We start from the raw sequence: 23,617 nt of genomic DNA, 5'->3' as shown, positions 1-23,617 counted from the left end.
GGAAGGGCCATAATGGGCGGTTTTGGCATTATGCGCATGTTCCGGGCATCCGGGTTCACGTTGAATGTTGTATCTTCCCCAATGCCGCATTGACAGCCAGCCATCCCGCTACCGCCGCCTCTCCGGCCTCACCGAATGCCCGTTCAAGCAGCTTTACTTGTTCACGTCGCAGCATTTGTTCAAGTCGCGAGCCTTCTTTGGTCAGCTGAAGCAACCGCATCCGTTTGTCGGTGTGCGATGCCACGCTGTCCACTAATCCCATCTCTGCCAATTGCCGTAGCGGTATGTTCAGCGCCTGCTTGGTCACGCCGAGCAGGGCCAGCAGCTCCTTGACGCTGAGGTGTGGGTGCCGGGCTATGAAAAAAACGATCCTCTGATGCACACGGCCCAAGCCCCTGCGCTCAAGCATCTCGTCGGCCTTGGTGGTGAACGCCTGATAGCCAAAGAAAAACGCTTCCATGGCCTGCTGCTGTGCTTCCTGGTTTTTTAGGTCAATCATGTTGACTTATTCTCGACGAGCGTTCTACTTTAGGTAAAGGAGTTTGACCTATATTGTTCGCGCTTGGCCAGAGGTGATCCATGGCATTTTCTGAACGTGTTTCGCGCCTTAAAAGCTCTTTGATTCGTGAAATTCTGGCCGCCGCGCAGCGCCCAGGGATGATGTCTTTTGCAGGAGGCCTGCCGGCAGAGGAGATGCTGCCCTCTGTGGACTGGGCTGAAATGCCCACCAGCATGGGCCAGTACGGGATGAGCGAGGGTGAGCCGATGTTGCGTGAGGCGCTGGCCAGGGAAGCCCGGGCGTTGGGAATCAAGTGCGAGGCTAGCCAAGTGCTGATTCTCAGCGGCTCGCAGCAGGCTCTGGACCTGACATCAAAACTGTATATCGACAAAGGAACGCCGGTACTGCTGGAAGCCCCTACTTATCTGGCCGCGTTGCAAAGCTTCCAGTTCTTCGGTGCGCACTGCCTGTCGCTGCCGATGGAGCGGGATGGCCCGGACCTGGAGTCGCTGCGCGAACTGCTGAGCCTGAACCGCCCCGCGTTCATCTATCTGATTCCAACGTTCCAGAACCCGTCGGGGCTGCGCTACAGCGACAGGAAAAGGGACGAAGTCGCGGCGCTTCTCGATGAGTTCAACGTCACATTGATCGAAGATGAGCCTTATCGAGAGCTGAGCTTCGACAGCGTCGCGGCCATGCCGGTTGTCAGCCGTCTGAACACCACCAGCTGGATTTATACCGGTACTGTGTCCAAGACCTTGCTGCCCGGCTTGCGGATTGGGTATCTGATTGCCAGCCCCGACCTGTTCCCGCACTTGCTGCGGCTCAAGCAGTCGGCGGACCTGCACACCAGTCGGGTTGGCCAATGGCAGGTGCTTCAATGGTTGGGAACAGAAAGGCTTGAGCGTCATCTTGAAGCGTTACGCCACTATTACCGAGCTCGTCGAGACGCTTTCCAGGCCGCATTGGAGACGCACTTCGCCGACCTGGCCGAGTGGCAGATGCCAGAGGGAGGGTTGTTCTTCTGGCTGACGCTCAAGCACCCCATCGATACCCGGGCATTGCTCGAACCGGCATTGGCGGCCAATGTGGCGTTCATGCCCGGAGAGCCCTTCTTCCCAGAGCCTGACAAACATCCAGGGCACCTGAGGCTGAACTTCAGCCATGTTGCTCCCGACAAGCTGGATGAAGGCCTTAAGCGTTTGGCGGACGTCCTGCGTCAGGCACTGATCCAGCAGGCGGCCTGACGATCGCTAATAGGTCGAAATCTGCAATTCACGACAGGTCGCTTTTGACCCATAGCGGGCATGCCAGGCATAGCGCTCAGATCGAGCGCTGGTTCACACGGGCAGAGAGTTGCTCGGCGTGTTCCTTGCGCTCCGAATAGCGATCCACCAGGAATTCCTGGCGGTCACGCAGCAAGACGGTGAACTTCACCAGTTCCTCCATCACATCTACCACGCGATCGTAGTACGGCGAAGGTTTCATACGCCCGGCGTCGTCGAACTCCAGGTAGGCCTTGGGTACCGAGGACTGGTTCGGGATGGTGAACATCCGCATCCAGCGCCCGAGCACGCGCAGTTGGTTGACCACGTTGAACGACTGCGAGCCGCCACACACCTGCATGACTGCCAGGGTCTTGCCCTGGGTGGGGCGAAGCGCTCCCAGCGCCAAGGGGATCCAGTCGACCTGTGCCTTGAAAACCGCAGACATCGCACCATGACGCTCTGGAGAGCACCACACCTGGCCTTCCGACCACTGCACCAGATCACGCAGTTCCTGCACCTTGGGGTGGTCGACAGGTACATCGTCAGGTAGCGGCAGGCCCGACGGATTGAACACCCGCGTTTCTGCACCGAAGTGCTCCAGCAGGCGTGCGGCTTCTTCCACCAGCAAGCGACTGAAAGAGCGTTCGCGGGTCGACCCATACAGCAGCAGGATGCGCGGTTTGTGCTCGCTGGAACGGGTTGCCGCTGGCGATACATCGAATAGGGCAAGGTCGAGATTAGGCAGTTGCTCGGACATGTTTCCTCCTGTTAAAGGGTACCGATGCGATCCAGCTCATGCTTGAGTTGCTCATGGTCGAGGTTATCGAAAGGCAGTGCGAAGAATGCTTGGCAGCGTGACTCGATCCGGGCCAGCGTGGCGCGGAACGCAGCGTCTACCGACGCCATATCACCCACGACATCGGACGGGTCCTCCAGTCCCCAGTGCGACTTCAGTGCAGGGCCGAAATACACCGGGCAAGCTTCGCCGGCAGCCTTGTCGCAAACGGTGATGACGATGTCAGGAGGGCAACCCTCGAACGCGTCATTGCCCTTGCTGCTCAGCCCTTCAGTAGAGATGCCCGCATGCTGCAAGGTGATCAGGCTGCGAGGCAACACGTGGCCTTTCGGGAAACTGCCGGCGCTGACGGCTTCAAATCCGTGAGGCGCCAGGTGATTGAACATGGCCTCGGAAAGGATGCTGCGGCAGCTGTTGGCCGTGCACATGAACAGGACTCGCATGGGGGCTCCTCCGCTTCGTGGCGGATGTCAGAGGCTCAGGCGCAATGCCAGGGCCGAAAGGGTGATCAACAGCACCGGTAGCGTCAGCAGGATGCCGACCTTGAAGTAGTAACCCCAGGTGATGCGCATGTCTTTGCGCTCCAGCACATGCAGCCAGAGCAGGGTGGCGAGGCTGCCGATGGGTGTGATTTTCGGGCCGAGGTCGCAGCCGATGACGTTGGCGTAGATCATTGCCTCGCGCACCAGCCCTTGCGCCTCGCTGGCCTGGATCGACAAGGCGCCGACCAGCACGCTGGGCATGTTGTTCATGACCGAGGACAGCAATGCAGCGATCAACCCGGTGCCGATGGCGGCAGCCCACAGCCCTTGCTGCGCAAGTTGGTTGAGCAAGTGGGTGAGCATATCGGTGAGGCCGGCGTTCTTCAGCCCGTAGACCACCAGGTACATCCCAAGAGAAAAGATCACCACCTGCCAAGGCGCTTCGCGCAGCACACGACGGGTGGAGATGCGGTGCCCGCGAGCGGCGACGGCAAAAAGGATTGCCGCACAAGTTGCAGCGACCGCACTGATCGGGATACCTAGTGGTTCCAGGGCGAACAGGCCGATCAGCAACACCAGCAGCACCCAGCCACCGACATTGAAGGTAGCGCGGTCATGAATCGCCTCGCTTGGCGTCTTCAGGGCCGCGAGCGTGTACTGCCTCGGGATATCACGACGGAAGAACACGAACAGCACCAGGAGGGTTGCAGCCACGCTGGCGAAATTCACCGGCACCATCACCGAGGCGTAATCGCTGAAGCCCAGCCTGAAGTAGTCGGCCGAAACAATGTTCACCAGGTTGGAAACTACCAGCGGCAGGCTCGCCGTGTCGGCGATGAAGCCAGCGGCCATGACGAAGGCCAGCGTTGCGGCGGGCGAGAACCTTAGCGCGAGCAGCATCGACATGACGATGGGTGTGAGGATCAGCGCCGCACCATCGTTGGCGAACAGCGCCGACACGGCAGCACCGAGCAAGACGCAGAAGGCGAACAGGCGGTAGCCGCTACCGCCTGCCCAGCGGGCCACATGCAGCGCGGCCCACTCGAAGAAACCGGCCTGGTCCAGCAGCAGGCTGATGATGATGACGGCGATGAAGGTGGCGGTGGCATTCCAGACAATGGCCCAAACGGTCGGGATGTCGTGCAGCGAGACGGCACCCGCCGCCAGGGCAATGAGGGCACCGAGCGCAGCACTCCAGCCAACGCCAAGCCCCTTCGGTTGCCAGATGACCAGGATGAGAGTGAAAACAAACACTGCAATGGCGACCAGCATGAAGATCTCGCTCGATGTTGATCAGCAGCAGGCAGCGTCACGGACGGGGCGGCCGTCCATGTTCTTCAGCCGAAGAGAGTTGTCGGCCAACCATTGCGAATTTGCCTGCAAGGTCACCTGCAACATCTCATGCACCCAGGCTGGCAGCTCGGGGTTTAGACGGTAATACACCCATTGCCCCTGGCGGCGATCCAACAGCATGCCATTGCTGCGCAGATGTGCGAGGTGGCGGCTGATCTTGGGTTGGCTGTCGTTCAGCGCGCACATCAGTTCGCAGACACATAGCTCACCGAGACTGGCGATCAGCAGGGTCGCGCGAGCACGGGTCTCGTCGGACAGGCTTTTGAATACATCAGGCGGTGTAATCATGACTGCACCAATACATATGGAAATCCGAATATACGAATTTCCATATGTTTAGTGCAAGGACATTTGGACTGAGCGTCGGCAATGAGGTGATAGCTGCCGTTGCGAAAGCACTGCCATTGCTCTTTTTCCGAGGCCGGCGCGAACCCGGTGGAAGCAGCTGTCCTATTTAAAATCTAAAAGTTTGCGCGATCAGTGTGGGAGCGGGCTTGCCCGCGAACACGGGCGAAGCCCGTGCCATCCAACGCGTCGCCTGCTTCGCGGGCATGCCCGCTCCCACAAAGATCACCTAAGCTACGACTGGCAGCTATGAGTCGATCGCTCGCGGAGCGAAGGCTACGGGCAACAATTCGTGTCTTGCCGCATTCCCATTACCGATGCCGGCGCTCGCAGTCAGCTTGCTGTATGAGGTAGTGGCGTCAAGCCGCTATCTTTGATCGCTGCGTCGGCTTCTGGCGATGCCAGATAGTTGAGGAGCGCCTGGGCTGCGGCATGATGCTGGCTCTTGCTGACGACAGCGCCCGAATACATGGTCATTTTCTGCGCTTCAGTCGGGATCAGACCAACAATGTCGATACCCTTTACTGGCTTAAGCTCACTTAGCTGTTGAAAGCCGATCTGGGCTTGCCCGCGAGCGATCACCGCGCCGACAGGCTCGGCAGGTATCATGTGAGCCTTGGCCACGAACTGGTCACCGAGTTGCATGCGAGGGAACAGGGTCGTGGAGAGATAGACGCCGCTTGCGCTGTCGGAGTAGGCGACAGAGCTGCTGTTTTGCAGCACCGTGCGCAAGGCCTGCATCGTGCCTATGTCCGGCTTCGGTTCGCCTTTGCGAACGGCCATGGCGATGAAAGATTTTCCGAGATCTATTCGGCTGGTTTTGTCGGCTTGACCGCTGCCGACCAGGTTGTCGAGCGCCGAACCTACCATCAGAACCACATCCGCCTGCTCACCGCGGGCGAGCCTTTTTGGGACGGCCTGCGGGGTTTCCCCCATCGAAGGCGCGGCGAGAACTTCTAACTTAACGCCATATTTCTTCTCATAAGCTGGCGCCACTTCTCGGATCGCGCCCATGATCCCGCCGGAGCTCAGAACGGTCAGCGTTTGCTCGCCACCTTGTACAACGTCAGCAGCGCAGCAGGCGAGTGAAGTGGTCAAGAGGGCAGCACAGGACAGCATTCGAAGCATCGGAGCGTTCTCCACATGAAAGCGCGAAATTTTACCGGGGCGAGAAGCAAGCAAGTAATTAATCAACAATTAAGAATGTTTAACATTTCTGTCCGCAGATGGCAGCGGCGGGCAGAAAGCAGACGATCGCGACTCAGCGCTTACGCCCCATAGCTGCCAGCCGTGTCAGAGGTGATCTTTGGACTGCCCCCAAGAAGGAGCAGACGGGGCTCTGAAGCGTATGGCGACGGGCGCTTCCTTGCAGATGAGGGCGCGTCATTCAACCTGTCAGCTGCCCAAGGCAGTGCAGTTGACCGCATCGCCCATTGCCGTAGAATCGCGCGCCCCATATTCAACAAGCATGGCGAGAGGGAGCTTCAATGCAGCGGGTGATGATCATTGGTCAGCCGGGTTCTGGGAAAAGTACCCTGGCGCGCAAGCTGGGCGAGCGCACAGGCTTGCCGGTCGTGCATATCGACACGATTCATTGGCAGCCAGGCTGGGTCGAGCGGAGCCGGGACGAGAAGACGCGTCTATGCCACGAGGTCGAGGCTCGTGAGCGCTGGATCTTCGAAGGCGGCCATTCGGCTACCTGGCGCAACCGCCTGGCCCGCGCTGACATGGTGATATGGATCGATCGCTCGGCGCCGCTTCGATTCTGGCGCGTGCTCCTCAGAACCATGCTGAACCGCGGTCGGTCCCGGCCAGACTTGCCGGATGACTGCCCGGAACTGCTGGCCAACCTGCCGGGGTTTTTCAGGTTCATGTGGCGGACGAAAACCTCGTCTCGCAAGGCGATGAAGCAATTCGTGGCGACGGTGCCGTCGGGGTGTCGCGTGGTCTGCCTGCGGTCCAATCGGGAGACCGAGATTTTTCTCGCAAGCATGGGCACGCAGCCTGATGGGGTTGTGCAAGGTCATTAGATGGCGGCGGGCGCCTGCCGCAATGGCGGATCAACTTGCAGCCGAGCCTGAAATGGAGGTGCTGATTGAGGTGACCGCTTTCGACCCATAGCGGACAACTGTAACCGGGGCCGCTTCGCGGCCCATCGCCGGTACTGACTAAAGAGCTTTGGATCGCTGGCAGCTATGGGTCGTTAGGGGCCAGTGGAGACCGACTGCGACCGACCCAGAGCTGCCGTTGGTGGATGGCAAGCCAAATTGTCATTTCTCGCATCCCTGCCAACCCAGCGGGCACCTGAATCGACCAACGCCTGCCACATAACTGGATCTGCCAGACAGCCACCTATATCGATTGTAACCGCATGCCCATGTTGACGGCCGCGTACCCTGCGCGGGTTCATTGTCAAACGCTGGGGCTTCCGCTTTAATGCCCATTTGCCATTCATCCAATCGGCGACTTGATGCCTTATCCGTCTGACCTTTCACATGACATTAGTACGATTGCCAAGATCGAGGCCGTTCCGCTTATTCTCAATATGGTGAAGCATGTTACCGGCATGCGCTTTGCGGCAATTGCGCGTGTCACCGAGAGGAAATGGGTGGCTTGCGCCGTCGATGATTCTATTGATTTTGGGCTCATACCTGGCGGCGAGTTGGTGCTGGAAACGACGATTTGCCACGAAATTCGTCAGCACCACAAACCCGTTATATTCAAGAATGCCAGTGAGCATCCGGTGTACTCAACCCACCACACCCCTAAGACATACGGCTTGGAAAGCTATGTCTCCATTCCTATCACCAGGACAAACGGAGATTTTTTCGGAACGCTCTGCGCCATTGATCAGGTGCCAGCAGATTTTGATGAAGATGCAGTGTGCAACACACTAACGCTTTTCGCCCAGTTAATAGCTGTTCAACTCGACGTTCTGGCGGACCTTGAGGCCAAAACGATTGAACTGGCCAATGCGGCTGAGACCGGCATTGTCCGGGAGCAGTTCATTGCCGTACTGGGGCATGACCTCCGTTCGCCACTGAGCGCTATCAGAATGAGCGCTGATCTACTGGAGGCCAGGCTGCCCGCCGGTCGCGAGCAGCAGCTTGCCATTGCAATACGACAAAGCTCGCAGCGGATGAATAACTTGATTGAAGATGTCCTGGATTTTTCTCGAGGAAAGCTGGGGGGAGGCATTCCGGTCAAACGGACTTTGGTGGACAACCTGGGTGACATTTTTATTGCTGTCATCAATGAAATCATGATGAGTCATCCCAACGTCAAAATCCGTCAAGAGGTGATCATTTCACCTGGGGTCTTCTGTGATGCTGGGAGAATGGGGCAATTGCTTTCAAACCTATTGGGCAATGCCGTTGCTCATGGGGCGCATGATCTCCCGATAGAGGTGATCGCAAGCATGCAAGAAAATCATGTAGTTTTGTCAGTGATGAACCATGGCCCAGAAATCCCCGACGTTTTGTTACCGCTACTGTTCCAGCCGTTTAAACGGTCAGCAGGTGGTGGTCGCGGGGAGGGGCTGGGGCTCGGTTTGTATATTGCATCTCAGATCGTAACGGGTCACAACGGGACGCTGTCAGTAACCTCTACGCCTGAGGACGGCACGCGCTTCGTCGCGAGGTTCCCTGGCACCTTGGAGTGGACGAAAGAGCACTAGATGTGGGTCTCAGTTGATAGGTGGCTTCGCCGAACGCTTGGTTCTATGCGCGACAGCGCAGCCATGAGGTAAAGGGCTCCTGCCGAAGAACATTCGAGCGCCGGCAGCAGGCCAGCATGCACACTGGCTTTGCGCTGCGCTCGATGAAACGCCACCCGGTGCCTAGTTCGCGGGCAAGAGGATCACGAAGTTCTTTTTCATGTCTTCCAGTACGGTCCATTTGCCCTTGGCGCCCGGTTCGATAATGAACGTGTCGCCAGCGGCCAGTGTGATGGGGGCGCAACCCTCAAGCTCGATGACGCAGCATCCACTCAAGACATGGCAGAACTCCCAAACTTTGTAGTCGATGCGCCACGCTCCGGTGCTGGCTTCCCATTCTCCGGAAATGCGACCTTGCTGTTCATCGTGATAATACTTGGAGGTCAGCGTATGAGGGGTGCCTTCCACGACCTCTTCAAAAAAAGGAAGGTCGCGCACCGGTTGGATATCCAGTTCGCGGAAGACGGTCAGCTTCTTGTTCATGGTTTTTCCTCGAGCACGTTGTGGGTAGGGCGATACATCAAATAGGCTTCACCGGTTACGCTCAGCATCGGATGCGGAACGATCTGGCAGGTTTTAACAATTTGAAAACCGTGACGTTCGTAGAAGCGTCGTGCACCGTGGTTTTCTGCATAATCAATCAGGCATAGCCCATCCAGGCCAGAGTCCTCAGCCCGTTGCTGAGCGTGGCGAAGAAACTGGACGCCCAGCCCTTGGCTGCGCCAGGCTTCATCCAGGGCCAGGCTGGATATGTATAAGGTGTCGGGTATTTCCATGTCGGAATACGGCGCGAGGACCGGGTCTGTCTCGACAGGCCTGTCAGGGGTCTCGCGCAAGGCATAGCTATGCATCATGCCGATGACGCGCCCTTCGAAAATGGCCATCAGGCAGTTCTTGTAGGAAAAGTCGCCCTGTTCCCTGGCATAGCGAGACGTGCCGACACTCAGCAATGCTTCTCCCGGTGTTGCAAGCTTGCTCCATATGTAATCGGCCATGCCCTCCGACGTCAGTTGAAAGAAGCGCGCAATATCTTGCGCATCCGAGGCTTGAGCGGGTCTGAAGTCGATAAGCATGTACAGTGCTCCCAAGGGATCGGGTACCTGGTTTTCAAGGATTACGCCATAGGCAGGCTGGCAGGTTAGGCGGATTCAACGGTTTCCATCATGCTCTGGGCGAACACCGTCAGCACGGCATGCGACGCTGCCCATGCTCAAAGGCAGATAGCCGTCTGAGGGCTCAGCCCTGGGGATTGGTCGTGCCGTGCTACATCTGATCTCAGGGAAGATTGCATCCGGCAAGTCGCTGAGCGAGGATCATTGGCTCTCACGGCTGTACCCTGGCTTCAGGTTGAAATCCATCGACAATGAGCGGTCCATCGCCGGCAAACGCGGCTCCCACAAGTCCAGCACTCGCCTGAAGGCTGGTGATATTGCTGTGGGAGCTGGCTTGCCGGCAATGAGGCCAGCACAGACGATCGAACCTTGAATGGGTGTCCATCAGGTATGACCGTCACATTACGACCCCATGCAGACATTTGGATGTCCGGGCCGATACCGACGCTAGAGCCCTTGAGGATCTGAGGTCTTAGCTCGGCTTCCTTGAAATGGCCCTTGCGCTGGCCATCGCCTTCGATCATACGGCCTAGCGGGTGGTCGACGTATTCCAGCACGCACATCGAGCGGTAGTTCGCACGTCTCATGCATTGCGCCAGCTAATAACGTTATGGCCGGCATCTGAATCTTGTATTACATCTGCCCGCGCATGGCTGTTTAGCATCGTCGATGTCTTCCTGTCGACGAGAACAACAACGTGAACCTTGGAACGATCATTACCCGAAGTGCCCGCTACTGGCCGGACCACATCGCCGTGGCGGACAGCCAGACACGTGTCACCTACGCCCAGCTGGAGCGCCGCAGCAACCGCCTGGCATCAGGGCTGGGCTCGCTGGGCGTGGCCGTGGGCGAGCATGTGGCGATCCTCGCCGCCAACCGCGTGGAGCTGGTGGAAGCGGAAGTGGCGCTGTACAAGGCGGCGATGGTCAAGGTGCCGATCAATGCGCGGCTGTCACTGGATGAAGTGGTGCGGGTGCTGGAAGACTCCTGCAGCGTTGCACTGATCACCGACGCTAGCTTTGCCCAGGCGCTGGCGACGCGGCGTGCGGAGCTGCCGCTGCTGCGACAGCTCATCGTGCTGGAGGGCGAGGGCGGTGACCTGGGTTATGCCGCGTTGCTTGAGCGCGGCAGCGAAGCAGCGCTGGGTTTGGACCCGGCCGACGATGCGCTGGCCGTGCTGCACTACACCTCCGGCAGCTCGGGCGTGCTCAAGGCCGCCATGCTCTCGTTCGGCAACCGCAAGGCGCTGGTGCGCAAGAGCATCGCCAGCCCCACACGGCGCTCCGGGCCAGGCGACGTCATGGCTCACGTGGGGCCCATCACCCATGCCAGCGGCATGCAGATCATGCCGCTGCTGGCGGTGGGCGCCTGCAACTTGCTGCTCGATCGTTACGACGACCGCCTGTTGCTGGAGACCATCCAGCGCGAACGGGTGACGCGGCTGTTCCTGGTGCCGGCGATGATCAACCGGCTGGTCAATTACCCTGGCGTCGAGCGCTTCGACCTGGCCAGCCTGAAGCTGGTCATGTACGGTGCCGCGCCCATGGCGCCAGCCTTGGTGAAAAAGGCCATCGAACTGTTCGGGCCGATTCTGGTGCAAGGGTACGGCGCTGGTGAAACCTGCTCGCTGGTCACGGTGCTGACCGAGCAGGACCACCTGGTGGAAGACGGCGACTATCAACGCCTGGCCTCCTGCGGGCGGTGCTACTTCGAGACCGACCTGCGGGTGGTCAACGACGCGTTCGAAGATGTGGCCCCCGGCGAAGTCGGCGAGATCGTGGTCAAGGGCCCGGACGTGATGCAGGGCTATTGGCGCGCCCCGGCGCTCACCGCCGAAGTCATGCGTGACGGCTACTACCTCACCGGCGACCTGGCTAAGGTCGATGCGCAGGGTTACGTGTTCATCGTCGATCGCAAGAAGGAAATGATCATTTCCGGCGGGTTCAACGTGTACCCCAGCGAAGTGGAGCAGGTCATCTACGGCTTCCCCGAAGTGTTCGAGGTAGCAGTGGTCGGCGTGCCCGATGCGCAGTGGGGTGAAGCGGTACGTGCGGTGGTGGTGCTCAAGCCAGGTGCGCAACTGGAGGCCGCCGAGCTGATCGAGCGTTGCGGTCGTGCGCTGGCCGGGTTCAAGAAGCCGCGCGGCGTGGACTTTGTCAGCGAACTGCCGAAAAACCCCAACGGCAAGGTGGTGCGCCGCCTCGTCCGGGACACCTACTGGCAACACAGCGAACGTCGTATCTGACCAGGGAGCATCACCATGTATCAACCAAGTGCAAAGGCTGCGCAGATCATCGAAGCGATCGAGGGTTTCGTCCGTGACCAGGTTCGCCCGCTGGAGCAGCAGGCGAACCTGGACTGGGCGCGCCCGCACCCGCAGGCGGTGCTGCGGCAGGTATGGAAGCGTTCAAGCGAACAAGGCCTGTACACCATCATGTTGCCCGAGAGCATGGGTGGGGCCGGCCTGAACGTGGCCGACCTGTGCGCGGTGAAAGAAGCGACGGTGCTGACAGGCTCCATGCTGGCCCCGCATGTGCTGGGCGAGCTGTCTGGGCCGCCGCGGGTCGGCCACCTGTTCAAGGTGGCCAGCCCCTACCAGGTCGAGACCTTCCTGAAGCCCGTGTGCCGCGCTGAAAAAGCCGTGTGCTTTGCGCTGACCGAAGCCGAGGCCGGTTCGGATGCGACCGCCATTCGCACCCAGGCGCGCCGTGACGGTGACCACTATGTGCTCAGCGGCAGCAAGCGCTATATCTCCGGGGCCACCTACGCCGACTTGGCGGTGCTGCTGGCAGTGACCGGGCCAGGGCAGGGCGCCCAGGGTATTTCGGCGTTCTTAGTCGACCTCAAGGCCCCGGGCGTACGTATCGAGAGCGATTATTCGGTGATGTCCGGCGGGGGTGCCCATGGCGATATCGTGCTCGACAATGTACGCGTGCCAGCGGCCAACCTGATTGGTGAAGAAGGGCAGGGGTTCAAGCTGGCCATGGGGCGCATCACCCTCAACCGCCTGCTGCATTGCCCGACCCTGCTGGGGATGGCCGGCCTGGCCCTGAACCTGTCGATCGAGCATGCGCGCAGCCGCAAGCAGTTCGGCCAGCCAATCGCCATGTTCCAGGCGGTGAACCACATGATCGCCGACATGGCCACCGAGCTGCACGCTGCGCGCAGCATGGTCTACGCCACAGCCCAGGTGAGCGACGCCGGCGGCGATATTCGTACCCAGGCGCCGATGTGCAAGCTGTTCGTCTCCGAGGCGGCCTTCCGCATCGCTGACAAGGCGGTGCAGGTGCATGGCGGCGCCGGGCTGATGCAGGGCCACCCGGTGGAGTGGGTTTTCCGCGCCACGCGGATGATGCGTATCCTCACCGGCACCAGCGAGATCCAGCGCAACACCATCGCCAAAGGCGTGCTGATGCCTGCATGACCATCGGGCCGCCCCTGCGGCGGCCTTTTGGCAACACCTACAACAATAACAAGAGTACTCGCCATGACTGCGGATTCTTCCCTGCCCAACCCCCGTACTGCCTGGCTGGTGGCGGCGCTGCTGGCCCTGCTGATGCTGGTCAACTTTCTCGACAAGGTGGTGATCGGCCTGGTGGCGGTGCCGATGAGCGCCGAGTTGGGCCTGACGGCCACCCAGTTCGGCCTGATCGGCGGTGCCTTGCACTGGTTTTTCGCGATCTCCGCCGTGGTCGGTGGCTTCATGGCCAACCGGCGCCCCACCCGCACCTTGCTGTTGGGCATGGGCCTGTTCTGGGCGCTGATCCAGCTGCCGATGCTGTTTGCCACCTCACTGTGGGCCATCGTGGCTTGCCGGGTGTTGTTGGGCATCGGCGAGGGGCCGGCATCGCCTGTGGCCACCCATGCGCTGTACAAGTGGTTCCCCAACGATCGGCGCAACCTGCCGGTGGCCCTGCTGCATGCTGGCAGTGCCATGGGGCTGCTGGTGGCCGGTGCGATGATCCCCTGGGTCAGCCTGCATTACGGCTGGCGCAGCAATTTCATCATCCTTGCGCTGATCGGCCTGGTCTGGTGCCTGCTGTGGTGGCGGCTGGGCCAGGAGGGCACCCTGGAGCGCCTGCGCAGCAGCCAGCTCAAGGCCGATGAGCCGGCAATCCCTTATCGCCGGCTGCTGGGCGACGCCAGTGTGCTGGGCAACTACCTGTGCCATTTCGCTGCCAATTGGTCGCTGGCGTTGACCCTGACCTGGGTGCCCAGTTACCTGCAAGTGGGCCTGGGTATCGACCCGCTGCAGACCGGGCGCATCTTCGTCATGTTCGTGGTCGTGACCACACCGCTGAGCTTGCTGCTGGCGTGGTTCTCCCAGCGCCTGATGCGTCGCGGCCTGCCTTCACGGGTGGCACGTGGTGTGTTCGTTTCAGTGTGCCTGGTGCTGGGCGGGCTGTTGTCGGCGTCGCTGATCCTGCCCGGGCTGAGCACCGCTGTGCGGGTTGCCGCGCTGACCTTGAGTGGTGGCCTGGCCTTGGTCATGTATTCCGTGGGCCCGGCGATGCTCGCCGAGTTCACCCCAGCGGCCCAGCGCGGCGGCATCCTCGCCATGGGCAACGGCATCGCCTCGCTGGCCGGGCTGGCAGCGCCGGTGGTGACCGGCTTGCTGGTGCAGGGCGCGGGTGCCGAACACCCGGCGGGCTATGCCCAGGGGTTCCTGGTATGCGGCGCGGTGCTGGTGGTGGCCGGGCTGGTCGGCCTGGCCACCTTGAACCCGCAGCGCACCCGACAACGCCTGCGCGAGTCGGCTGCAAGGGACGGGCAGGCGCGCGCTCAGACTGCCAGCTGAACGCCCAGGACGGCCTCCAGCGGTTCGGGCTCTTTGCCGATCAGTTCGCCGCGCCAGCGGCCGCTGTTGACCAGGTCGATCAGCACGCCGCGCACCAGGTCGCGCAGGCAACCGGCGGCGAATGACAAGGGTTTGTGCTGGGAGTGCGCCAAGGCGATGGTGCGGCTGATGCGCGGTTCGACGATGCGCCGCGCCGCCGTGGGTTCGAGCAGTTCGCTCAGCGGCGGCCAGTTGCTGATGGTCGCCGCCAGGCCGGCACGCACCAGGCTGGCGATGCCGGGCGCCGATTGTTGTTCGTAAGCTGCGGTCAATGGCACCCCGGCCTCCATGGCGGCTTGCTCGATGCGCCGGCGCAGGTGCAGCGCGCGGGGCGGCAGCACCAGCCGGGTGGCGGCGGCTTCGGCCAGGGTGATGGTGTCGGGTGTGCCCGCTGCTGATGCGCCGACCCAGTACAGCGCCTCGGTGAAGATCGGCTCGGCCTCGACATGGTCGAGTTCCTCGGCATTGGGCACCACACCGAAGTCCACCTTGCCCAGTTCGATGGCCTGGCCGCCTTCGCGGCTGAGGCCGTCCCACACCGTCAGGGTCACGCCCGGGAAGCGCTGTTCGGCGCGCCTGACGATTTCCGGCAGCAGCAGGTCGGCCGCGGTGGCCGGAATGGAAATGGCCACGTGGCCCTTGGGGTCGCCGCGGCTGGATTTCAGCTCGTCCTTCACCGAGTCCAGTTTCTGCACCACCTGGCGGGCCACCTCGTAAAGCTGGCGTCCGGCATCGGTCAGGGCAATGCCGTCGTGCTGGCGGTCAAGCAGCTGCATTTCCAGTTCACTTTCCAGCAGGCTGATCTGCCTGCTCAGCGCCGGTTGTGCAATGTAGGCGCGGCGTGAAGCCGAGGAGAAGCTGCCGGCTTCGACGATGGCGATCAGGTAGCGGAGCTGTTTCAGGGTCATCGGAGCGGTTCCAAGGGTATGCCGAACTGATATGGCACGTATCCGAACACGTTATTTGTGGCGTTCGAAGCGCGGCTCCTAGTATCACCCCGAAAGGGCGGGCCAAGGCAAGCCCGGCCAGGACAACACAACAACAAGAGGCCAAGCCCGATGAAACCTGTCGCCCTGCTACGCAGTATTCTGCTCATCAACGTCAGCCTGCTGGCCCTGCATGTCGCGGCCACGCCGCTGCTTCCAGACCTGACGCCGGTGGGGGCTGACCGCGGGGCCAGCAGCGACGGCCGCATTCCGGCCTGGCGCGGGGGCCTGCAAGCGGGGCAGGTGTCGCTGGCGGTCAACGGCACGCCGCTGGACCCGTACGCCGATGAGCAGCCGCTGTACGTCATCACGGCGCAGAACTACGGGCAGTACCGTGAGCAACTGACGGCGGGGCAGGTGGCCTTGATCCAGCGCTACCCCAAGACGTTTCGCCTGCCGGTATACCCGTCCCACCGCAGTGTCGCGGTACCGCCTCAGGTGGGCGAATGGGCCCGGCACAATGCTGCCAGCGCTCGCCTGGTCAATGACGGCAACGGCGTGGAAGGCTTTAACGGCGTGCTGGCATTCCCCAGGCCCGACAACGGCCTGCAGGTGCTGTGGAACCACCTCACCCGGCCACGCAACGGCAGTTTCAGCCTGGCTTCGGACAGCATCACACCGCGTGGCGATGGGCGCTTTGCCACGATGAGCCTGCAACAGACGTTTGCCCGTCCCGACGTGCTTGACGATGGCCAGACGGGTAACGTGCTGTACTACCTGAGCTACCGCATGACCGCGCCGTCGCGCCTGGCGGGCGATGCCGTAGTGCTGCACGAAACCCTCGATCAGGTTGCGCAGCCGCGCCTGTCGTGGCTGTACAGCAGCAGCCAGCGGCGGGTGCGGCGCGCCCCGGCGCTGGCCTATGACAGCATCACCCCGGGCACGGCCGGCCTGCGCACCGCCGACAGCCGCGACATGTTCAATGGTGCACCGGACCTCTACCAGTGGACCTTGGTGGGCAAGAAGGCCCTGCACGTGCCGTACAACAGCTATCGCCTGGCATCGCCACTGCTCGGTTATGCCGCGCTGATCGGGCCGGGCCACGTCAACCCGCAACCCACCCGCTACGAGCTGCACCGGGTGTGGGAAGTGGTGGGCACCCTCAAGCCTGGGGCGAAGCATATCTATGCCAGCCGCCGCTATTACCTGGACGAGGACAGCTGGGCCATCGTCGAGGCGGACTTCTTCGATCACAAGGGGCAGTTGTGGCGCACTGCCCAGGCGCACAGCTACTACCACGTCATCGGGCAGGCGCTGGTCAATGCCATGGAGGCGATCTATGACCTGCGCAGTGGCCGCTATCAGCTGTCGGGCCTGACCAACGAGCAGCCAAGGCCGTACGCTTTCGATGTGCGCACCAGTGCTTCGTACTTCTCACCCGGCGCATTGCGCAGCCAAGGGCTGCGCTGACACAGGACCCCCGATGAATTCCGATCACCGTCACAGCCCTTGGGAGCGCTGGTTGCTGGGGCAAGGCAAGGCGCCCGACCCGCGTTTCACCCTGGCCAATGAACGCACCTTTCTTGCCTGGATCCGCACCGCCCTGGCGTTGCTCGGCGGCGCCATCGCCATCGAAACCTTCGCCGCCCATACCTGGCCCACGTCGGGGCGGGTGGCGATGGAGCTGGCGTTGCTGGCCACCAGCTTGCTGGTGAGCCTGGGCGCCGGCTGGCGCTGGCTGGCGGTGGAACGCGCACTGCGCCGCGAGGCGCCATTGCCGCTGCCCCGCCTGGTGCCCCTGCTGAGCGTGGCGTGCGGGCTTGCCTGTGTGGCGCTGGTGGGCCTGCTATGGGCGCGTTGGCATGGCTGAACCCACGGGCGACACCGGGCTGCAGGCCGAACGTACGGTGCTGGCCTGGCGGCGCACGCAGGTGGCATTGCTGCTGGTCGCCTGCCTGGCGTGGCGTGGCGAAATGCCGGTGCTTGCTGGCATGGCGGTGCTGCTGGCACTGCTTGGCCGGGCGCGTGAACGCGGCGTCTACCGCCGTGGTTTGGGCATGCTGCGCCGCGAGCAGGGCCACGCCGCCGCCTGGAGCGTGCCGCTGTGTACGTTGGGGGTGGCGGGCCTGGTGCTGGGCGTGTGGTTGCGCCGCTCGTTCTAGAGCGGCGCTGCGGGTGCTTCAGGGGGTGACGATATTGAAGCGCCCATCCGGCTCGTCCAGCCCGGCCATGAAGCGCATGAACTTCATGCGCTCGCCGCTGATGTTGATGTCCCCAAGGGTCGCTTCCTTGAGAAAGCCGGTCTGCTTCAGGGCGATGCGGTCGAGGGTGGCCTTGCTCATGTTCACCTCGACATCCGCCTGCCCGTGGCGAGTGAGGTCGCGGTGGGTGAGCACACCGTTGCGCAGGGTCAGGGCGTAGTCTTCGTTCAGGTCGGTGAAGTGCCAGTTGATGGTCAGGTCCTGCTCGGCGGCCTTGGCGGCATCCACGCGTACCCCCAGGTAGTCGAAGAACAGCGTCGGGGTCAGGGCGCGCACCAGGTCGTCGGCGCTGCCGCCCTTGCTTGCGGCCGGGGCCACGCCGTTGCGCAGCTCTTGCGCACCGGTCAGGTAGGCGTTGCGCCAGGTGGCGTTCTCGCTCTGGTACCCCAGTTGCTCCAGGGCGTCGGCCTGCAGCTCGCGCGCTGCGCTGTTGTCGGGCTGGGCGAATACCAGGTGCCGGGTGAGCTCGGCAACCCAGCGGTAATCACCGCTGCCGTAGGCCTCACGGGCCAGGGTCAGCACCCGCTCGGCGCCGCCCAGGGCCTTGACGTAATGCGTGCCGGCCTCGCTCGGCGGCAAGGGGTTGAGGGTTGCCGGGTTGCCGTCGTAAAAGCCCATGTAGCGCTGATACACCGCCCGCACGTTGTGGCTGAGCGAGCCGTAGTAGTCGCGGCTGTACCATTTGCTGGCCAGCCGTGGCGGCAAGCTGGTCAGCTCGGCGGCGATCTCGGTGGGGCCAAGGCCGCGGTTGATCAGGCGCAGGGTCTGGCTGTCAATGAAGGCATACATGTCGCGCTGATCGGCCAGGTATTCGCGGATCTGCGCGCCGCCCCAGGTGGGCCAGTGGTGCTGGGCAAACACCACTTCGGCTTGCTGGCCATAGCGCAACAGCGACTGGTCCAGGTAGTGCGCCCACACCTTGGCATCCCGCACCTGGGCGCCGCGCAGGGTCAGCACATTGTGCTGCACGTGGGAGGCGTTTTCGGCCATGCACAAGGCTTTGAACCGGGGGAACCACAGGTTCATTTCAGCAGGTGCTTCGGTGCCAGGTGTGAGCTGGAACTCGATATCGACACCATCGATGCGCAGGGTCTCGAAGGGTTTTTCGATCAGCCGGGTCGGGGCGATCAGGCTGACCGTGGCATTGGCCGGCACTCCCTTGCCCAGGCCGGCATCCACCTGGCCGCGTGGCCCGCGTGGCAACGGCGCGCCGTACATGTACTGCGCACGGCGCTTCATCGCCGGCCCAGCCAGCACGTTTTCGCTGATGGCATGCTCGAAGAACCCCTGCGGGGCGATGACCTGCACCTTGCCCGCCTTGACCTCGGCCTCGTCGATCACCCCACGCACACCGCCGAAGTGATCGACGTGCGGGTGGGTATAGATCACCGCCACCACCGGCCGCTGCGGGCGATGGCGGAAGTACATCGCCAAACCGGCCCGGGCGGTTTCCACCGACAGCAGCGGGTCCATCACGATCAGGCCGTGCTCGCCTTCGATGAGGGTCATGTTGGCCAGGTCCAGGCCGCGCACCTGGTAGATGCCGTCGGTGACCTTGAACAACCCGGCAATGGTATTGAGCTGCGCGATGCGCCACAGGCTCGGGTTGACCGTGGCCGGTGCCTCGCCCGTGAGGAAGGCGTAGCGCTGCAGGTCCCAGACCGTTTTGCCATCAGCATTGACCACGGCCCGGTCGGCGGCTTCAAGCAGGCCGCGGCGGGCATTGTCGAAATCGCTGCGGTCGGCGAAGGGCAGGCGCTGCAACCAATGTTGATTGCTCTGGCGGGTGAGGTCGGTGGCGTCCTTGGCGGGGCCTTCGGCCAGCGCCGCGTAGGGCAGGGCCAGGGCCAGCAGGCAGGGCAGTGTGCGTAGGCGCATGGGGTGGTCCTTGTTGTTCTGAGGGCGAACACTCTAAGGACAGAGCTCATTGGCGAACCAATACCACTCTTGCATGGCCACCCATGCCCAAATGCGATGGCTCAGCTGGCGCCAATCTCCATGATGCGCGCCACCAGCCAGGCCAGTGCCGGGTCGTGCTGGCGGTGGGCAAGGTACACCAGCTCCAGCTGGAAGGGCTGCAGGGCGAACGGCAGGTCCAATACCTGCAGCGGCAGCAGCCGGGCGAAATGGCGCGCCAGTGCGGTGGGCAGCACCACGCACAGGTCGGAGCTTGCGGCCAGGTGCGCGGCCTGCAGGTAATTGGGCGTGGTGTAGACGATGCGACGGGCCAGGCCCTGTTCACCCAGCCACTGGTCAACCATGCCGCGGGTCTGACCGCCGTGCACCCACAGGTGGCGCAGGCCCAGGAAGGCTTGCAGGTCGAGCGCGCCATCCACTTCGGGGTGGCCCTGGCGCACCGCCACGTGCAGGGTTTCGCTGCGCCAGTGGCGCCGCTCGTAGCGCGCGGGCACATCATCGAAGCGCCCCAGCACCAGGTCGAGTTCGCCTCGGTCCAGGGCTTCGGCCGGCAGGTTGGGCGTCAGGTGCAGCACGTCCACGCGCAAATGTGGCGCGTGGGTCTGCAAGGTGGCCAGCAACCCGGGCATGCACAGCTGCTCGGCGAAGTCGGTGAGGGCGATACGCAACTGGCGGTGGCTAAGCTGCGGGTCGAAGCTGTCGCCGGCGCCGAGGGTCTGCTCGATCTGTTGCAGCGCCGCGCGGATCGGGCCTTCCAGGGCCAGGGCGCGCGGGGTGGGGCGCATGCGCCGGCCCACGCGCACCAGCAGCGGGTCGCCGAGCAGGTCGCGCAGGCGCGCCAAGGCATTGCTCACCGTCGGCTGGGTCAGGGCCAGGCGCTCGGCGGCGCGGGAAACGTTCTGTTCACGTAGCAGCATGTCCAGTACGCGCAGCAGGTTGAGGTCGAAGTTGGCTATATTCATGCAAAAAATACATGGGATGGAAAATGAGAATTTCAAAAATAGTAGGCGCCTGACTAGGGTGAGGGCAATGCCTTCATAACAGTCATCAGGAGCGTCACCCGTGAGTACTCCCTATAACATTCAGCAGGCGGCGGTGATTGGTGCCGGCACCATGGGCCGCGGCATAGTCATCAGCCTGGCCCGTGCAGGCCTACCGGTGCTGTGGCTGGATAACGACCCGCGTGCTACCGAAGCCGGCCTGGCGGTGCTTGCGCAGACCTGGGCACAGCAGGTGGCCAAGGGGCGTATTGACCAGGCCGGGGCCGACGCCTGCCTGGCGCGGGTGCGCCAGGTTACGGCCTATGCCGACCTCGCCGAAGCCGACCTGGTGATTGAAGCGGTGTACGAGAACCTGGCGCTCAAGCAGGACATCTTCCGCACCCTGGACAGCACGCTCAAAGCCGAAGCCATCCTGGCCAGCAACACTTCGGCACTGGACATCGATGCCATCGCTGCCGTGACCCGTCGGCCCGAACAGGTACTGGGGCTGCATTTTTTCAGCCCGGCCCATGTGATGAAGTTATTGGAAGTGGTGCGCGGGGAGCGCACCTCGCCCGCAGTGCTCGATGCGGCCCAGGCCCTGGGGCAGCGCATGGGCAAGGAAGTGGTGGTGGCCGGCAACTGCCCGGGCTTCATCGGCAACCGAATGCTCGCCACTTACGCGGCCGAGGCGCGCAAGCTGCTGCTTGAAGGCGCCACGCCGCGGCAGGTGGACGAGGCGCTGCAGGCATTCGGCATGGCCATGGGCCCGTTCCGCATGTATGACGTGGTGGGCGTCGACCTGGAATGGCGGGCGCGCCAGCTGGCCGGCAAAGCCATGGATGCGCCTCTGCTGCAGGTCGACAATGCCCTGTGCGCGCTGGGGCGTTTCGGGCAAAAAGCCGGCCACGGCTACTACCGTTACGCCCCCGGCAGCCGCGAGGCCATGCACGACCCCGAGGTCGATGCACTGGTGCTCAAGGTCGCCCAGGACCTGGGCGTGCGCCGGCGGGTGATCGACGACGAGGAAATCCGTGAGCGCTGCCTGCTGGCGCTGGTCAACGAAGGGGCGAAGATTCTCGAGGCGTCGGTGGCCAGCTGCAGCGCCGACATCGACCGGGTGTACCTGCATGGCTATGGCTTCCCGGCAGAGGTCGGTGGGCCGATGCGCTGGGCCGACCAGCAGGGGTTGAGCCTGCTGTTGGCGCGGCTGGAACGCCTGCAAGGCCTGTTCGGCGAACATTGGCGCCCGGCCGGGCTGCTGATGCGCCTGGTGGCTGGGGGCAAGCAGCTGGCCGATGTGCGCGAGGGCCGCGCATGAGCTACCGAGCCCCCCTGCGTGACATGCACTTCGTCCTGCACGAACTGTTCGATGTGACGGCGCACTGTGCCCGCCTGGGCAACGAGCTGGACCGCGAAACCATTGATGGCATCCTCGAACAAGGCGCGCGGTTTGCCGGCGAGGTGGTTGCGCCGCTTAACCGCCAGGGCGATGAGCAGGGCTGCCGCCTGGAGCAAGGCGCTGTGTGCACCCCCGATGGCTTTCGCCGGGCCTACCGGCAATATGTGCAGCAGGGCTGGGGTGGCATGACCGGCCCCGTGGAGCACGATGGCCAGGGGCTGCCGCAAATGGTCGCGGCGTGCTTTCACGAAATGCTGATGGGCGCGTCCCTGTCGTTTCGGATCTATTCCGGCCTGACCGAGGGCGCCGTGCTGGCCTTGCATCGGCATGGCAGCGCAGCGCTCAAGCGCGATTACCTCGGCAAGCTGGTCAGCGGCGAATGGGCCGGCACCATGTGCCTGACCGAGCCACAGGCCGGCACCGACCTCGCGCTGCTGCGCACCCGCGCCGAGCCGCAAGGCGATGGCAGCTACCGCATCAGCGGCAGCAAGATCTTCATCAGCGGCGGCGACCAGGACCTGACCGACAACATCGTCCACCTGGTGCTGGCGCGCCTGCCGGATGCGCCGGCCGGTGTGCGTGGCATCAGCCTGTTTCTGGTGCCCAAGTTCGAATGCACCGGTAGCGGTGGGCTAGGCGCGCGCAACGCCGTCGAATGCGGTGCGCTCGAGCACAAGATGGGCATCAAGGGTGCAGCGACCTGCGTGATGAACTTCGAGGGCGCCCGCGGCTGGCTGGTGGGGGAGGCTAACCAAGGCCTGGCCTGCATGTTCACCATGATGAACGATGCGCGGTTTCAGGTTGGCCTGCAGGGGCTGGGCATCGCCGAGGCGGCCTTCCAGGGTGGCCTGGCCTATGCCCGCGAGCGCTTGCAGTCGCGCAGCCTGGCTGGGCCGGTGGCACCCGAGCGCAATGCCGACCCGATCATCTACCACCCGGACGTGCGGCGCATGCTGCTGACCCAGAAAACCCTCAGCGAGGGCTGCCGCATGCTGGCGGCCTTTGCAGCGCAAGCGCTGGATCAGGAGCACGGTGCCCCGCAGCCAGACGTGCAAGCGGCCGCCGGGCGCCGGGCGGCGTTGCTGATCCCCATTGTAAAAGCCTTCCTCACCGATGTCGGCCAGGAGGTCGCCAGCCTGGGGGTGCAGCTGTACGGGGGGCATGGCTATATCCGCGAATGGGGCATGGAGCAGCTGATGCGCGACAGCCGTATCACCCAGTTGTACGAAGGCACCAACGGCATCCAGGCGTTGGACCTGATCCGCCGCAAGGTGCTTGGCGATGGTGGCGAGCAGTTGCGCCTGCTCATCGATGAGTTGCTCGAAGCGGCTCGCGGCTGCGCTGCCGACGAGCTGGCCGGGATGGCCCAGGTGGTCGTCCAGCGCCTGCAGGAATGGCGCAACCTGAGCGCCGAGGTGGTCGATGCCTGCCGCTGTGACCCGCAGGAAATCGGCGCAGTGTCGGTCGACTTCCTTGCCTACTCGGGCTACGTGCTGCTGGCCGCGCTGTGGCTGCGCGCTGGCGTAACGGCCAGCGCGGCACTGGCCGCAGGCAGCGCAGACAGTGCCTTCTACCAAGCCAAGCTGCACGCCGCAGGCTTCTACTGGCGGCGGGTATTGCCGCGCGCAAATGCCCACTGCGAGGCGTTGCGCGGCGGCGCACAGTGCCTGATGAGCCTGGATGAAGCGCACTTCGCCTTTTGACTCTGCCCAGCTGTTCACCCA

General features: G+C 63.0%; 22 protein-coding genes and 1 pseudogene. 11 read left to right on the top strand and 12 right to left on the bottom strand.

From position 1 onward, the window contains the following. Positions 1–55: 55 nt before the first annotated feature. Positions 56–499, bottom strand: coding sequence for a MarR family transcriptional regulator (locus MRBLPB4O_RS16755; RefSeq protein WP_341795969.1), 444 nt, complete (start codon positions 497–499; stop codon positions 56–58). 80 nt (positions 500–579) lie between these two features. On the opposite strand from MRBLPB4O_RS16755, the gene MRBLPB4O_RS16750 reads away from it, so the two are divergent. After that, positions 580–1,746 carry a PLP-dependent aminotransferase family protein gene (locus tag MRBLPB4O_RS16750; protein ID WP_341795968.1) on the top strand — a complete coding sequence of 389 codons (1,167 nt, stop codon included), beginning with the start codon at positions 580–582 and terminating at the stop codon, positions 1,744–1,746. 76 nt (positions 1,747–1,822) lie between these two features. Here MRBLPB4O_RS16750 and arsH read toward each other — a convergent pair whose 3' ends face one another. From arsH to MRBLPB4O_RS16725, 5 genes are all read right to left on the bottom strand, one after another. After that, positions 1,823–2,524 carry an arsenical resistance protein ArsH gene (arsH, locus tag MRBLPB4O_RS16745; RefSeq protein WP_341795967.1) on the bottom strand — a complete coding sequence of 234 codons (702 nt, stop codon included), beginning with the start codon at positions 2,522–2,524 and terminating at the stop codon, positions 1,823–1,825. An 11-nt stretch (positions 2,525–2,535) separates the two neighbouring features. Continuing rightward, a complete protein-coding gene (locus tag MRBLPB4O_RS16740; protein WP_341795966.1) occupies positions 2,536–3,006 on the bottom strand; it encodes an arsenate reductase ArsC in 471 nt (156 codons plus the stop codon). Positions 3,007–3,033: 27 nt separating this feature from the next. After that, the gene (locus tag MRBLPB4O_RS16735) at positions 3,034–4,317 is read right to left on the bottom strand and encodes an arsenic transporter (RefSeq protein WP_341795965.1); all 1,284 of its coding nucleotides are present in this window, start codon (positions 4,315–4,317) and stop codon (positions 3,034–3,036) included. Between the two features lie 21 nt (positions 4,318–4,338). After that, a complete protein-coding gene (locus MRBLPB4O_RS16730; protein ID WP_341795964.1) occupies positions 4,339–4,686 on the bottom strand; it encodes a metalloregulator ArsR/SmtB family transcription factor in 348 nt (115 codons plus the stop codon). Positions 4,687–5,076: 390 nt separating this feature from the next. Next, a complete protein-coding gene (locus MRBLPB4O_RS16725) occupies positions 5,077–5,871 on the bottom strand; it encodes a substrate-binding domain-containing protein (protein ID WP_341795963.1) in 795 nt (264 codons plus the stop codon). A gap of 359 nt (positions 5,872–6,230) precedes the next feature. Between MRBLPB4O_RS16725 and MRBLPB4O_RS16720 the strand changes: the two genes are divergently transcribed. Together MRBLPB4O_RS16720 and MRBLPB4O_RS16715 are read left to right on the top strand one after the other, a co-directional pair. Then, positions 6,231–6,773, top strand: coding sequence for an AAA family ATPase (locus MRBLPB4O_RS16720; RefSeq protein ID WP_341795962.1), 543 nt, complete (start codon positions 6,231–6,233; stop codon positions 6,771–6,773). Between the two features lie 440 nt (positions 6,774–7,213). Beyond that, complete coding sequence (locus MRBLPB4O_RS16715; RefSeq protein ID WP_341795961.1) at positions 7,214–8,419, top strand: GAF domain-containing sensor histidine kinase; 1,206 nt, start codon at positions 7,214–7,216, stop codon at positions 8,417–8,419. 162 nt (positions 8,420–8,581) lie between these two features. Here the strand turns inward: MRBLPB4O_RS16715 and MRBLPB4O_RS16710 are convergent, their stop codons facing one another. From MRBLPB4O_RS16710 to MRBLPB4O_RS16700, 3 genes and pseudogenes are all read right to left on the bottom strand, one after another. Beyond that, on the bottom strand, positions 8,582–8,941 hold the full coding sequence (locus MRBLPB4O_RS16710; RefSeq protein WP_019472176.1) for a cupin domain-containing protein: 360 nt from the start codon (positions 8,939–8,941) through the stop codon (positions 8,582–8,584). After that, positions 8,938–9,531 (bottom strand): N-acetyltransferase, encoded by a 594-nt coding sequence (locus tag MRBLPB4O_RS16705; protein ID WP_341795960.1) that lies wholly within the window; start codon positions 9,529–9,531, stop codon positions 8,938–8,940. Before MRBLPB4O_RS16705 ends, MRBLPB4O_RS16710 begins: the two co-directional genes overlap by 4 nt. 497 nt (positions 9,532–10,028) lie before the next feature. Continuing rightward, positions 10,029–10,127: pseudogene (locus tag MRBLPB4O_RS16700) on the bottom strand (OsmC family peroxiredoxin); the annotation flags it as partial. Between the two features lie 140 nt (positions 10,128–10,267). Between MRBLPB4O_RS16700 and MRBLPB4O_RS16695 the strand changes: the two are divergent. From MRBLPB4O_RS16695 to MRBLPB4O_RS16685, 3 genes are all read left to right on the top strand, one after another. Further along, complete coding sequence (locus MRBLPB4O_RS16695) at positions 10,268–11,815, top strand: AMP-binding protein (RefSeq protein WP_341795959.1); 1,548 nt, start codon at positions 10,268–10,270, stop codon at positions 11,813–11,815. Positions 11,816–11,830: 15 nt separating this feature from the next. Then, entirely contained in the window at positions 11,831–12,994 is a 1,164-nt protein-coding gene (locus MRBLPB4O_RS16690; RefSeq protein WP_341795958.1) for an acyl-CoA dehydrogenase family protein, read from the top strand. Positions 12,995–13,057: 63 nt separating this feature from the next. After that, positions 13,058–14,368 (top strand): MFS transporter, encoded by a 1,311-nt coding sequence (locus MRBLPB4O_RS16685; RefSeq protein WP_341795957.1) that lies wholly within the window; start codon positions 13,058–13,060, stop codon positions 14,366–14,368. On the opposite strand, the gene MRBLPB4O_RS16680 is transcribed toward MRBLPB4O_RS16685, so the two are convergent. Then, positions 14,353–15,315, bottom strand: a complete 963-nt coding sequence (locus MRBLPB4O_RS16680; RefSeq protein ID WP_019472166.1) for a LysR family transcriptional regulator — start codon at positions 15,313–15,315, stop codon at positions 14,353–14,355. The two genes, MRBLPB4O_RS16685 and MRBLPB4O_RS16680, sit on opposite strands and share 16 nt — an antisense overlap. Positions 15,316–15,465: 150 nt before the next feature. On the opposite strand from MRBLPB4O_RS16680, the gene MRBLPB4O_RS16675 reads away from it, so the two are divergent. The 3 genes from MRBLPB4O_RS16675 to MRBLPB4O_RS16665 are packed head-to-tail and all read left to right on the top strand — an operon-like array spanning position 15,466 to position 17,495. Continuing rightward, complete coding sequence (locus tag MRBLPB4O_RS16675; RefSeq protein ID WP_341795956.1) at positions 15,466–16,803, top strand: DUF1329 domain-containing protein; 1,338 nt, start codon at positions 15,466–15,468, stop codon at positions 16,801–16,803. A 13-nt stretch (positions 16,804–16,816) separates the two neighbouring features. Then, positions 16,817–17,203, top strand: a complete 387-nt coding sequence (locus MRBLPB4O_RS16670) for a DUF202 domain-containing protein (RefSeq protein ID WP_338747061.1) — start codon at positions 16,817–16,819, stop codon at positions 17,201–17,203. Further along, positions 17,196–17,495, top strand: coding sequence for a DUF202 domain-containing protein (locus MRBLPB4O_RS16665; RefSeq protein ID WP_341795955.1), 300 nt, complete (start codon positions 17,196–17,198; stop codon positions 17,493–17,495). The genes MRBLPB4O_RS16670 and MRBLPB4O_RS16665 overlap by 8 nt, the downstream gene beginning before the upstream one ends. Positions 17,496–17,513: 18 nt before the next feature. Here MRBLPB4O_RS16665 and MRBLPB4O_RS16660 read toward each other — a convergent pair whose 3' ends face one another. Next, positions 17,514–19,472, bottom strand: coding sequence for an alkyl sulfatase dimerization domain-containing protein (locus MRBLPB4O_RS16660; protein ID WP_341795954.1), 1,959 nt, complete (start codon positions 19,470–19,472; stop codon positions 17,514–17,516). A 101-nt stretch (positions 19,473–19,573) separates the two neighbouring features. After that, a complete protein-coding gene (locus MRBLPB4O_RS16655; protein ID WP_341795953.1) occupies positions 19,574–20,473 on the bottom strand; it encodes a LysR family transcriptional regulator in 900 nt (299 codons plus the stop codon). 100 nt (positions 20,474–20,573) lie between these two features. On the opposite strand from MRBLPB4O_RS16655, the gene MRBLPB4O_RS16650 reads away from it, so the two are divergent. Continuing rightward, a complete protein-coding gene (locus MRBLPB4O_RS16650; protein WP_341795952.1) occupies positions 20,574–21,812 on the top strand; it encodes a 3-hydroxyacyl-CoA dehydrogenase NAD-binding domain-containing protein in 1,239 nt (412 codons plus the stop codon). Further along, the gene (locus MRBLPB4O_RS16645; RefSeq protein WP_341795951.1) at positions 21,809–23,596 is read left to right on the top strand and encodes an acyl-CoA dehydrogenase C-terminal domain-containing protein; all 1,788 of its coding nucleotides are present in this window, start codon (positions 21,809–21,811) and stop codon (positions 23,594–23,596) included. The genes MRBLPB4O_RS16650 and MRBLPB4O_RS16645 overlap by 4 nt, the downstream gene beginning before the upstream one ends. The last annotated feature ends 21 nt before the right edge of the window (positions 23,597–23,617 follow it).

This window comes from Pseudomonas sp. LPB4.O, assembly GCF_038383825.1.
Taxonomy (GTDB): Bacteria; Pseudomonadota; Gammaproteobacteria; order Pseudomonadales; family Pseudomonadaceae; genus Aquipseudomonas; species Aquipseudomonas putida.
This window is presented reverse-complemented; position numbering and strand designations above follow the sequence as displayed.

Bases quoted from the DNA above. Each gene is read 5' to 3' on its own strand.
- MRBLPB4O_RS16720 (WP_341795962.1), top strand. From the start codon at position 6,231: ATGCAGCGGGTGATGATCATTGGTCAGCCGGGTTCTGGGAAAAGTACC.
- MRBLPB4O_RS16755 (WP_341795969.1), bottom strand. From the start codon at position 499: ATGATTGACCTAAAAAACCAGGAAGCACAGCAGCAGGCCATGGAAGCG.
- MRBLPB4O_RS16740 (WP_341795966.1), bottom strand. From the start codon at position 3,006: ATGCGAGTCCTGTTCATGTGCACGGCCAACAGCTGCCGCAGCATCCTT.
- MRBLPB4O_RS16690 (WP_341795958.1), top strand. From the start codon at position 11,831: ATGTATCAACCAAGTGCAAAGGCTGCGCAGATCATCGAAGCGATCGAG.
- MRBLPB4O_RS16680 (WP_019472166.1), bottom strand. From the start codon at position 15,315: ATGACCCTGAAACAGCTCCGCTACCTGATCGCCATCGTCGAAGCCGGC.
- MRBLPB4O_RS16685 (WP_341795957.1), top strand. From the start codon at position 13,058: ATGACTGCGGATTCTTCCCTGCCCAACCCCCGTACTGCCTGGCTGGTG.
- MRBLPB4O_RS16655 (WP_341795953.1), bottom strand. From the start codon at position 20,473: ATGAATATAGCCAACTTCGACCTCAACCTGCTGCGCGTACTGGACATG.
- MRBLPB4O_RS16710 (WP_019472176.1), bottom strand. From the start codon at position 8,941: ATGAACAAGAAGCTGACCGTCTTCCGCGAACTGGATATCCAACCGGTG.
- MRBLPB4O_RS16670 (WP_338747061.1), top strand. From the start codon at position 16,817: ATGAATTCCGATCACCGTCACAGCCCTTGGGAGCGCTGGTTGCTGGGG.
- MRBLPB4O_RS16735 (WP_341795965.1), bottom strand. From the start codon at position 4,317: ATGCTGGTCGCCATTGCAGTGTTTGTTTTCACTCTCATCCTGGTCATC.
- MRBLPB4O_RS16730 (WP_341795964.1), bottom strand. From the start codon at position 4,686: ATGATTACACCGCCTGATGTATTCAAAAGCCTGTCCGACGAGACCCGT.
- MRBLPB4O_RS16750 (WP_341795968.1), top strand. From the start codon at position 580: ATGGCATTTTCTGAACGTGTTTCGCGCCTTAAAAGCTCTTTGATTCGT.
- arsH (WP_341795967.1), bottom strand. From the start codon at position 2,524: ATGTCCGAGCAACTGCCTAATCTCGACCTTGCCCTATTCGATGTATCG.
- MRBLPB4O_RS16660 (WP_341795954.1), bottom strand. From the start codon at position 19,472: ATGCGCCTACGCACACTGCCCTGCCTGCTGGCCCTGGCCCTGCCCTAC.
- MRBLPB4O_RS16715 (WP_341795961.1), top strand. From the start codon at position 7,214: ATGCCTTATCCGTCTGACCTTTCACATGACATTAGTACGATTGCCAAG.
- MRBLPB4O_RS16705 (WP_341795960.1), bottom strand. From the start codon at position 9,531: ATGCTTATCGACTTCAGACCCGCTCAAGCCTCGGATGCGCAAGATATT.
- MRBLPB4O_RS16645 (WP_341795951.1), top strand. From the start codon at position 21,809: ATGAGCTACCGAGCCCCCCTGCGTGACATGCACTTCGTCCTGCACGAA.
- MRBLPB4O_RS16675 (WP_341795956.1), top strand. From the start codon at position 15,466: ATGAAACCTGTCGCCCTGCTACGCAGTATTCTGCTCATCAACGTCAGC.
- MRBLPB4O_RS16725 (WP_341795963.1), bottom strand. From the start codon at position 5,871: ATGCTTCGAATGCTGTCCTGTGCTGCCCTCTTGACCACTTCACTCGCC.
- MRBLPB4O_RS16665 (WP_341795955.1), top strand. From the start codon at position 17,196: ATGGCTGAACCCACGGGCGACACCGGGCTGCAGGCCGAACGTACGGTG.